At 64.0% G+C, this 342-nt stretch carries 1 protein-coding gene; it reads right to left on the bottom strand.

The genetic code is table 11. The features are described 5' to 3' along the window. A partial coding sequence (locus B4F19_RS07215; protein WP_292733690.1) for an alanine--tRNA ligase-related protein occupies positions 1 to 342 on the bottom strand: 342 nt, incomplete at both ends.

Below are 342 nucleotides of genomic sequence, written 5' to 3'. Positions count from 1 at the left end.
ATGAACACGAGGTTCCAGATCTCGGTGAAACGGCTGTCATCGACTGCCGGGCCCCCGTCGGGACCGTAGGCCGGTCCGCGGTCGAAGTAGATCTCCGAGCAGGGACCCGCAGGGCCAGGCTGACCGGTCGACCAATAGTTGTCTTCCTTGCCGAATCGCTGGATGCGCTCCTCAGGGAGTCCTGCGATCCGCTTCCAGAGGCCGGCTGCTTCGTCATCGTCCTCGTACACGGTGACCCACAGGTCCCGCTCGGCAAAGCCGAGACCACCGGCCGACTCGGGCGAGGTCAGCAACTCCCAGGCATATTCGATGGCGCCTGCCTTGAAGTAGTCGCCGAACGAC

It is taken from the genome of Microbacterium sp. UBA1097 (genome assembly GCF_002313585.1).
Taxonomy (GTDB): domain Bacteria; phylum Actinomycetota; class Actinomycetes; order Actinomycetales; family Microbacteriaceae; genus Microbacterium.
Note: the sequence above shows the minus strand (reverse complement) of the source record. Positions and strands in the feature narration are given on the sequence as shown.